The 921-nt window shown below is 64.8% G+C and carries 1 protein-coding gene; it reads left to right on the top strand.

Features of this window, described 5'->3' with window-relative positions:
• The coding region (locus A5736_RS14720) for an integrase core domain-containing protein (protein WP_076246986.1) at positions 1-857 on the top strand (857 nt) is incomplete at its 5' end.
• Positions 858-921 lie beyond the last annotated feature (64 nt).

Here is a 921-nt window from a genome sequence, read left to right as displayed (position 1 = left end):
TGGTGCGCGCGGGCATGATCGATCCCAATCTGCGGGATCGGCGTTCGCGCAAGTGGAAACGCTGGGAACGCGGGGCGCCGATGGAGTTATGGCAGATGGACATCGTGGGCGGATTCCCGCTGGCCGACGGCAGCTGCGCCAAAGCCTTGACCGGCATTGACGATCACTCGCGAATGTGTGTCTGTGCGCGGTTGATGGCTCGGGAGCGCACCGGTGCGGTCTGCGAGGGCTTGCGCGGCGCGCTGGGCAGCTACGGGGTGCCCGAGCAGATCCTGACCGATAACGGCAAGGTGTTCACCGGCCGGTTCAATCACCCGGTGGTCGAGGTGCTCTTTGATCGGATCTGTCGGGAAAACGGGATCGAGCATCTGCTGACCCAACCGCGCAGCCCGACCACGACCGGCAAGATTGAGCGCTTCCACCGCAGTCTGCGCGCGGAATTCCTCAGCAACAGACCAGCTTTCGCGAATCTGAAAGTGGCCCAGCAGGCCCTGGACGAGTGGGTGGACTACTACAACACCGCCCGCCCGCATCAGTCGCTGGACATGGCCACACCTGCGCAGCGATTCAGCCCAGCCACCGCCGCGCCCGCACCCTTGGCTCACACGCCGGGCGGCGGTGAGGATCGCACCGGTGATGACTGGGTCAGCCGCCGGGTCTGCGCCAACGGCATCGTGTGCGTGTCCTGGCAACAGGTCAGCGTCGGGCGCCACTATGCCGGTACCCGCTGCGACGTGCACGTCGACGGAGAGCTGCTGCGGTTTTGGATCGGCGACGATCTGGTCAAAACCGCCGCCCGCACCAGCCGCGGCACGGTACGAAATAAACGGGCCGCGCGCACCAGCGCACAGGCCTAACCACAACACGAGTGTCAAGGATCAACCGACACAGAAACGTCAACCATCAACCGACACTGAACAG

The sequence above is a fragment of the Mycobacterium sp. SP-6446 genome (assembly GCF_001954045.1).
Taxonomy (GTDB): domain Bacteria; phylum Actinomycetota; class Actinomycetes; order Mycobacteriales; family Mycobacteriaceae; genus Mycobacterium.
The sequence above is the reverse complement of the archived record's forward strand: the minus strand, read 5'-3'. Positions and strand labels throughout refer to the sequence as shown.